The following is an 8,561-nucleotide window of genomic DNA, read 5'->3' as shown; positions in this document are numbered from 1 at the left end:
CAGAGCGCATGTCTTAGTGTACTTTGGCTCCCTTTCTCTCTTTAAATGTAAGTACCTACTCCTATTCTTTCAATACACCGCAAGTCTAAAGGAGCGCAGCGGTGCCCGTTGGTCGAAGCCTGACCTATATATATGGTTAAACCGGGCTTCTTCACCGGGGCCTGTGTCCGCACAGGCATCTTTTATAGTACTGAGTATAGGTTTTAAGGAAAAAATTTACTGAATAAAGTCCAGGATCAACTCAATCAGGGCCTGGGGACTATCCACGGGGGGAATGTGTCCCGAATCAGGTATAATCTCAAAACGGCTGCCCTCTATAAGTTCGTGCAGGTTTCGCACTTCCTCTACTGGAGTCGATTTGTCCTCAGAGCCTACTATACAAAGGGTCGGTAATTTGATATTTCGGGCTACTTCGGTCAGGTCGGCATCGCGGATGGCTTCGCAGGTTTTGATGTAGCCCAGGCTGGGAGTGCGCGACAGCATGTTACAGTAGCCGGCTACTTTTGTGGTTTGCTCGTTACGGAATTTCTGTGAAAACCATCGCTGCATGACGCCTTCGGAGAGTCGGGCCAGACCGTCCTTTTCTACAGCCTCGATGCGGTCATTCCATACCTGCGCGTTTCCGATCTTATGCCGGGTATCACACAAGACCAGTTTTTCGATCCGCTCCGGTATACGATTCGCCAGTACCTGCGCGATCATTCCCCCTACGGACAAGCCCACGATGATGCACTTTTCGATGCGCAGCGCATTCAGGAGAGCCTCCACATCGTCAACGTAATCATCCAGTCCGCTGGTTTTGGGTACTACATCCGACAGGCCGTGTCCCCGCTGGTCAAACAGGAGGATATTTCCCCAGTCTTTCAGTTCCTTTACCACTTCAATCCAGATCCGCAAATCGGTACCCAGTGAGTTGATAAATACAAAGGTGCGGTCCAGTCCGGCGGGTTGCCAGTGGTAATGTATAACGTGTCCGTTTATATCTATAAATTCCACAACTAGATTTCTTTTAATCCAACATAATTCTCCGCGATGGTCGTCGCGTAGGCTCTTGACTGGCGGATATAGTCAAATTTAGCTTTTTGCAGGTGGTATTCAAATGATCCCTGCTCCTGCTGCTTATGGAAGAGCCCCGTCATGAAGTTGCTGAAATCCTGCGCCCGCCAGATTCGCCTCAACGCATTGGTCGAATAAGCCTGTAACTTATCGTCATTATTGGTCTGGAAAGAAGCTATCAGTGCAACAGCCAGCCACCGAACATCTGCCACCGCCAGGTTGAGCCCTTTTCCTCCGGTTGGAGGTACAATGTGAGCCGCATCACCCGCCAGAAAGAGCCGGCCGTACTGCATGTTGTCAATCATGAAGCTGCGCATGGGTGTAATGGCTTTCTCAAAAATTTCTCCGGTATTCAGGACGAAGCCTTCGGTATGGAGCCTTCTGGAAAGTTCATCCCAGATCCGGTCATCCGACCAGTTATCCAGGGAGTCGTCGTTTGTTACCTGCAGGTATAGTCGGCTGACTGACTCGGATCGTAAGCTATGTAATGAAAAGCCTCTTTCGGTGTAGCAGTAGATAAGTTCATCGGTGGATGGAGGCGCATAGGCTAGTATGCCTAACCAGCTGAAGGGGTACTCTTTGACGTATTCGCGGTAGGTACTCTTAGGTAGAGTCTTGCGCGAAATGCCATGAAAGCCATCACAGCCCGCAACATAGGCACATTCCAGTGAATGCTGTTCCCCGTTTTGCTGATAATGTATTATAGGAGTAGTGCCGTCAATGCCTTCGATGCTGGTGGCAGAGGCTTCAAATTCGATCTGAGTACCCTTCTCCAGATTGGCTTTGATCAGGTCTTTGATTACTTCCTGTTGCCCGTAGATGGTGATACACCGACCACCCGTCAGCTCGTCGAAGGGGATACGTTGCCGTTCGTAGTCAAAACTGAAGTATACTCCTTTATGCTGTAATCCTTCTTTATTAAGCCGACCCGCTACCCCTAGTTCATCAAACAAGTTGACGGTATTCTGTTCCAGGAGTCCGGCCCTTACCCTTGATTCAACATAGTCGCGGCTTCGGTTTTCGATTATGACCGATCCGATTCCAGCTCTTTCGAGCAGAAGGGCCAGAGTTAAACCTGCGGGGCCTGCGCCTATGATACCTACCTGGGTCTTGTGTTTCATTATGGCCTGTGATCATGTACTACTGCAATAACTCAAAAGTAAGTAGCAGACGCAGTTGGCCCTTTGGACAAATAGATTTAATAGTTGGACAAAATAAACATCTGCATAAATTGATTCGTACGTAATTAATTACATATCTTGTTAAAAAGTAGCATCGAAGCTGCTTACATACCCGTTTATGCTGGCCTTGATCTTATGGCCTTACCCCACTTGTAGCCGATGCTATATTCCAAAAACAAACCCCTGCGGTACGGGCTGTATGGTGAAGATGACTTGCTGGTGCCGGACTTTGTGCACTGTGAATCATTTGAATACCGAAGTGCAAAGCACAACTGGGTTATTGAGCCTCACCTGCACGCACACCTCTTTCAGGTGTTCCTGATTGAGTCAGGAACCGTCAATTTTACTTTTGAAGGGGAGCCGCATCGGGTTTCGGCACAGTCCATCGTGGCTATTCCGGAGAATATCATGCACGGCCTGGAAGTGAGCCGTGATATCAGAGGTATGGTATTGACTCTTTCCTCCTCCTTTATGGAGGTACTTTTCCAACCGTACCCCCATGTACTTACCGAGTTGGGGAGTACCCTTGTCCTGACTGAAGTAGGGCAGCACAAACTCTTCCAGCTCGTCCGGCAAACCATCTATGGGCTGTACGAAGAGCTACAGGATGATCTGCCCGAGAAGGGGATGGTGCTGCAGAGCTACTTTCATCTGCTGCTTGGTGGCATATACCGCCTTACCCTGGAGAAGTCAGAAAAATCAGTGTCCGCGGATAGCCGGAGCGCCCAGTACTTCCGAAATTTTCTGCGAAGTATGAAGCAGTCGTACTCTCCCCGGAAAACTATTAAAGAATATGCCCGCGAACTGCACATTACCCCGGTTCACCTCAACCGCGCCTGTCAGGCGATGGTAGGTAAGTCGGCCCTGCGGGTAGTACATGACTATTTCTTTCTGGAGGCCAAGAAGTACCTGCAGCATACCGAATATAGTATTTCGGAAGTAGCCTACCGTCTCAACTTCGAGGATCCGGCCTACTTCTCCCGCTTCTTCAGCAAGCAATCAGGTGTATCGCCGAGGCAGTTCAGAGAGTTAACAGAAAAATAAATCATCCTTCTTTCCAAGTAGTACTCATAGCTTTACCAATCACCCTTTTACATGCAACAACTCCTCCATACTACCAGCCGAAATCAGGAGCAGACGGCTATTATTTCTAACGGACAATCGTACACCTACCAACAACTACTTGATGCCTCGGAAGCCCTGGCAAGCCAACTGCTCGGCGGAGCTGCAGATCTGAATGAGGCTCGCGTGGCCTTTATGGTGACACCGGGCTTTGACTATGTGCGGGTACAATGGGGCATCTGGCGGGCCGGTGGTATTGCCGTTCCGCTGGCGCTATCGTATCCACTTCCCTCGCTCAGGTATGTCATTGAAGATACCGGGGCACAGGTTGTGGTGGCGGATGAAACCTATGCGGCGGTACTGGCCACCTTAGCCGAAGAAAAAGGCTTCCGGTTTATCATACTGGGGCAGGAGGAGAGTCGCGCCTCGCCGATACAACTACCCCAACTAGACAGGAGCCGCCGGGCTATGATCCTGTACACGAGCGGGACCACCAGCCTGCCCAAAGGGGTAGTAACGACCCATGGCAACCTTGAGACGCAGATATCTACCCTGGTGGATGCCTGGCAATGGACATCCGCCGATCATACCCTCTGCGTGCTGCCGCTGCACCATGTACATGGGATCATCAACGTGGTGTCGTGTGCGTTATGGGCTGGAGCTACGGTGGAGTTTCTGCCCAACTTTTCGGCAGAAGCTGTATTTGATGTATTCATGAGTAGCCGGGTTAATGTGTTCATGGCGGTGCCTACTATTTACTTCAAGCTTATTTCCTACTGGGAGGGGCTACCGGCGGATGAGCAGCAGACTATTTCGGAGACACTGGCCGGGTTCAGGCTTATGGTGTCGGGCTCAGCGGCTCTGCCGGCTTCGGTGATGGAAAAGTGGAAAACGATCAGCGACCATACACTACTCGAAAGGTACGGCATGACCGAGATAGGTATGGGCATCAGCAATCCCTACGAAGGGGACCGTCGTGTGGGGTACATTGGTCAACCCCTGCCGGGGGTAAGCGTACGTCTGGTTGACGAGGAAAATGTCGTAGTACCCGAAGGGCAACCCGGCGAGATACAGGTGAAAGGCGACAACGTCTTTCTGGAATACTGGAAACGCCCCGAAGCTACTGATAAGGCCTTCACACCCGACGGCTGGTTCCGTACGGGTGATATAGCCGTAGTGGAAGAGGGCTACTACCGCATCTTGGGCCGCGACTCCATTGATATCATCAAATCGGGGGGGTACAAGATATCGGCTCTGGAAATTGAAGAAGTACTACGTACTCATCCAACGATTAGTGATTGTAGTGTGGTAGGTATACCTAATGAAGAGTGGGGCGAACTGGTAGCAGCCGTACTCGTCCTGAAAGATGATGCCGTGACTACGGCAGATATCAACGGTTGGCTGCGCGAACGGATACCCGGCTACAAACTACCCCGGCAGTACCGGGTCGTGGAGGAGCTCCCCCGTAACGCTATGGGTAAAGTCACCAAGAATGACCTGAAACCACTTTTTCAACCGGCTTAACCACTCCCAGATATGATTATTTATGGTGTAGCCATCCTGGCATTCTGTTATGTCACGGGGCAACTGGCGGGTGAACTACTGGGGCAACTCATCGGCATAGATGCCAATGTGGGAGGCGTAGGCTTCGCGATGCTGCTGCTGATACTGCTGAATGACTGGCTTATTAAAAGAGATCACCTGGACAAACTGACCGAGGGAGGTATCCTCTTCTGGAGCCAGATGTACATACCCATCGTGGTGGCCATGTCGGCTGTGCAGAACGTAAAGGTAGCCGTATCGAGTGGCTTTATAGCCCTGCTGGCCGGTATAGTTCCGGTGCTGCTATGTCTGGCTACCGTTCCGCTGCTTACCCGGCTTTCCAAACCCAAACCCGTTGATCAGGATGGAGATTATTATCCGGTTTCTTGAAAAGAACGGGCTGGTGGTGGCCTTTTTGCTGGTGGGACTCATTATGTACGGCTCGACCATCCTTTCCATCCGGCTCACCAACCGGAAGATCCCGGCCTCGGCCATTGCCATTCTGATCGGACTGGTACTGGCTTACCTGGGGGGAATCTACTCGGGCGGTGAAAAGGGAGTCGCCGATCTGAAGCTCTTTTCGGGCTTTGGTATGATGGGAGGCTCTATGTTCCGTGATTTTGCCATCGTGTCGACGGCTATGGGAGCCAGCTTCCTGGTCATGAAGCAGACAGGTTGGGTAGGAGCCCTTTCCCTCCTGATCGGCGTATTCCTCTCCTTCATGGGTGGGGTGGCCGTGGCTCTACTCTGGGGCTATACCGACGCCGTTAGCCTGACTACTATTGGTGCCGGTGCCTGTACCTACATAGTAGGTCCCGTGACGGGCGCGGCCATTGGAGCCAGTTCGGATGTAATGGCACTCAGCATAGCGGCGGGTGTAGTGAAGGCCATATTTATCACCATCGCCACTCCCTTCATTGCCCCGAGTATCGGCCTGAACAATCCCCATTCAGCCATGGTGTTTGGTGGATTGATGGGGACTACAAGTGGCGTATCAGCCGGACTGGCGGCTACTGATCCCAAACTGGTACCCTACGGCGCCCTGACCGCTACTTTCTATACCGGATTGGGCTGTCTGATCTGCCCGTCCTTACTATACCTGTTTATGCGTTTGCTCTTTCCTGCCTAAAAATGAAGCGGACTACCTATGGATTAGGTAGTCCGCTTCAGGATATTTAAGGAATTTCTGCAAAGCTCAATTCTAAGAGCATTTCTTCCCCTAGCTCACATCCTTTGATCTGATTACGTAGGTGGCTATTCCGGCTACTATGGCAGGTATGGCAAAAAGGATGAAGTTAGTAGTGGTTGAGACATTCATTCCTATGAGTACTCCACCCAGGAGTGGTCCCACCAGGGCACCAATACGACCGGCCCCGATGGCCCAGCCAATACCGGTAGTACGTACTTCGGTAGGGTACATCCGGGCAGCAACGGAATACAGGCCCACAAATCCACCTTGGATACAGAAGCCGATCAGGCCGAACAGGACCAGTACCAGTACCGATCCGGAGAAGGCACTGAAGGTGAACATCAGCAGAGCGGTCATGATCAGGAAAGTACCTATTACTTTGCGCAATCCAAACTTCCCGGACAGGTACCCCTGCGTAAGGATACCGGCAAAAGAACCCATGTTGAACACCGTTCCGGAATAGATGGCCAGCTCAAGGCTAAGTCCGGTACTGGCGGCCAGCTTGGGTATCCAGCTGGTCAGGAAGTAGAGGGTAACAAAAGACATAAAGAAGGCTACCCACAAACCAATGGTTCCTGTTTTTCGGCCATCGGTGAATAGGGAACTGAATGACGATGCTTTGCGAGCTTCAAGCTTTACCTCGGGCATTTGCGACAGGTGATCCAGCCCCATCTTTCCCATGATATGATTACATTTTTGTAGTGCGTTTTTGGGTCGGGTCTTGAAGAGGAAGTCCAGTGACTCGGCCAGCATGAAATAGATCAGGGGGATGGTGACTACTGAGGCAATACCGGCCACTATATACATGGTACGCCAGCCGTAGGTAGGGATAACCTCGGCTGCCACCAAACCGGACAGAAAGGCTCCCATCGGATAGCCACTGATAACTAGACTTACCCAGAAATCCTTTGTACGATTGGGAGCATATTCGGAAGCCAGTGCCGATGTACTGGCCAGCATGGAACCAATGCCTAATCCACTAATAAACCGAAAAATACTTAGCTGTGTGATGGACTGGGCGTAGGCGGTAGCGAATATACTCCCTCCCATCAGCACCGCACAGATCAGGATCATGGATTTGCGTCCGATAATATCGGTTTTGGGAGCCAGAAACATGGCCCCGACGGCCATACCCATTACCCCGGCACTGAATACCATTCCTAACATTTCGGAGCTGATGGCCCATTCGCTGGCAATGGAGGGGGCGGTGTAGGAGATAATCAGTACATCCATACCGTCCAGCATATTCATCAGAAAGCAGACAAAGATGGTAGTGTACTGTAGCCAGCTCAGGCTCCGGTTGTCTATGATCCCCTTAATATCCGCGTAGGAAGGGGAGGAAAGGGGTGTTGTCTTGTAGGTTGGGTTCATCTTAGGAATGTATCTAAGCTTTCTATTTCTTAAAGAAGCTCAACTTTCTGCCAGTATACTTATATATCCCATGCTGAATAAGTAGGACACTGACTGGTTGAGTAGGAATGGGCTTGAATTAGAGGTGCCGAATAGGTAAAGCTTCGCTAATGAGGCTCCCTGCTTTCTTAAGATGCGGTTGATACAATACGTTTAGTTGCATGAGTGAATGGTAAGGGATGAAGAATAATTTGTGATTATTGTATACGACGACATTTCTGCATCCCTTCCCTCTACACTCTATTCATTTTTTTAGGTTCAGCATTCGGATTGCATTTTCTTTCAGGATCAGCGGCTTTACTTCTTCCTTGAATCCCGCCTGTTCAAAATCTTTCATCCACCGCTCGGGCGTGATCAGCGGGAAGTCGGTACCAAACAGCATTTTGTGTTTGAGCTGGGTATTGGCGTACTGCACCAGCTGGGGAGGGAAGTACTTGGGGCTCCATCCCGACAGATCAATGTACACGTTGGGCTTGTGCAGGCAAACGCTCAGGGCCTCGTCCTGCCAGGGCCATGACGGGTGCGCGATGATAATGGGTACATCCGGAAAATCAATGGCTACATCGTCCAGGTAGATAGGGTTGGAATAAGCAAGCCTGAGACCACCGCCCCCCCGTACTCCACTCCCAAACCCCGAGTGGCCGCTATGAAACAGCATGGGCAGTCCGGCGGCGGCGATTTCTTCGTAGAGATGGTACGCCATCCGATCGTTGGGGTAGAAGCCCTGCACCGTAGGGTGAAACTTGAATCCTTTTACCCCAAACTCTTCAATGAGCCGCCGGGCTTCGCGGGCGCCCATCCGTCCCTTGTGCGGATCTATGCTGGCAAAAGCAATCATTACATCCGGATTGGCCAGGGCGGCCTCGGCTACTTCCTCATTAGGTATACGGCGGCGGCCCAGTTCATACTCGGCATCCACCGTAAACATGACCAGCGCCATCCGGATGCTCCGGTAGTAGTCGACCGTTTCCTGAATGGTAGGCCGGTGGGTGGACTTGAAGTACTTAGCAAAGGCTTCGTCAAATTCGGGGCGGTAATCGTCGTGGGGCTGGGTACAGGATACCTCCGCGTGCGTATGTACATCGATCGCTACAATCTCATCTAGATTCATCAGGACAAAA

Annotated in this window: 8 protein-coding genes; 4 read left to right on the top strand and 4 right to left on the bottom strand. The window is 51.2% G+C overall.

What is annotated here, in order from left to right; all coding sequences use genetic code 11:
- Positions 1-216 precede the first annotated feature (216 nt).
- Entirely contained in the window at positions 217-996 is a 780-nt protein-coding gene (gene pcaD / locus JTN23_RS19415; RefSeq protein ID WP_247236692.1) for a 3-oxoadipate enol-lactonase, read from the bottom strand.
- Positions 997-998: 2 nt separating this feature from the next.
- Positions 999-2,177: a 4-hydroxybenzoate 3-monooxygenase gene (locus JTN23_RS19410; protein WP_247236691.1), complete on the bottom strand. Its 1,179-nt coding sequence runs from the start codon at positions 2,175-2,177 to the stop codon at positions 999-1,001.
- Positions 2,178-2,396: 219 nt separating this feature from the next.
- Between JTN23_RS19410 and JTN23_RS19405 the strand changes: the two genes are divergently transcribed.
- The 4 genes from JTN23_RS19405 to madM are packed head-to-tail and all read left to right on the top strand — an operon-like array spanning position 2,397 to position 5,970.
- Positions 2,397-3,281: a helix-turn-helix domain-containing protein gene (locus JTN23_RS19405; protein WP_247236690.1), complete on the top strand. Its 885-nt coding sequence runs from the start codon at positions 2,397-2,399 to the stop codon at positions 3,279-3,281.
- Between the two features lie 51 nt (positions 3,282-3,332).
- Positions 3,333-4,823 (top strand): acyl-CoA synthetase, encoded by a 1,491-nt coding sequence (locus JTN23_RS19400; protein WP_247236689.1) that lies wholly within the window; start codon positions 3,333-3,335, stop codon positions 4,821-4,823.
- Between the two features lie 12 nt (positions 4,824-4,835).
- A complete protein-coding gene (gene madL / locus JTN23_RS19395; RefSeq protein WP_247236688.1) occupies positions 4,836-5,231 on the top strand; it encodes a malonate transporter subunit MadL in 396 nt (131 codons plus the stop codon).
- Positions 5,206-5,970, top strand: a complete 765-nt coding sequence (madM, locus tag JTN23_RS19390) for a malonate transporter subunit MadM (RefSeq protein WP_247236687.1) — start codon at positions 5,206-5,208, stop codon at positions 5,968-5,970. The genes madL and madM overlap by 26 nt, the downstream gene beginning before the upstream one ends.
- 90 nt (positions 5,971-6,060) lie before the next feature.
- On the opposite strand, the gene JTN23_RS19385 is transcribed toward madM, so the two are convergent.
- Positions 6,061-7,401: an MFS transporter gene (locus JTN23_RS19385; protein ID WP_247236686.1), complete on the bottom strand. Its 1,341-nt coding sequence runs from the start codon at positions 7,399-7,401 to the stop codon at positions 6,061-6,063.
- A 283-nt stretch (positions 7,402-7,684) separates the two neighbouring features.
- The gene (locus JTN23_RS19380; protein ID WP_247236685.1) at positions 7,685-8,551 is read right to left on the bottom strand and encodes an amidohydrolase family protein; all 867 of its coding nucleotides are present in this window, start codon (positions 8,549-8,551) and stop codon (positions 7,685-7,687) included.
- Positions 8,552-8,561: the final 10 nt, after the last annotated feature.

The organism is Telluribacter roseus (genome assembly GCF_017355915.2).
Lineage (GTDB): Bacteria > Bacteroidota > Bacteroidia > Cytophagales > Spirosomataceae > Telluribacter.
Note: the sequence above shows the minus strand (reverse complement) of the source record. Positions and strands in the feature narration are given on the sequence as shown.

Coding starts and splice junctions, on each gene's coding strand:
- JTN23_RS19410 (WP_247236691.1), bottom strand. CDS start 2,177: ATGAAACACAAGACCCAGGTAGGTATCATAGGCGCAGGCCCCGCAGGT.
- JTN23_RS19405 (WP_247236690.1), top strand. CDS start 2,397: ATGCTATATTCCAAAAACAAACCCCTGCGGTACGGGCTGTATGGTGAA.
- JTN23_RS19400 (WP_247236689.1), top strand. CDS start 3,333: ATGCAACAACTCCTCCATACTACCAGCCGAAATCAGGAGCAGACGGCT.
- madL (WP_247236688.1), top strand. CDS start 4,836: ATGATTATTTATGGTGTAGCCATCCTGGCATTCTGTTATGTCACGGGG.
- madM (WP_247236687.1), top strand. CDS start 5,206: ATGGAGATTATTATCCGGTTTCTTGAAAAGAACGGGCTGGTGGTGGCC.
- JTN23_RS19385 (WP_247236686.1), bottom strand. CDS start 7,401: ATGAACCCAACCTACAAGACAACACCCCTTTCCTCCCCTTCCTACGCG.
- JTN23_RS19380 (WP_247236685.1), bottom strand. CDS start 8,551: ATGAATCTAGATGAGATTGTAGCGATCGATGTACATACGCACGCGGAG.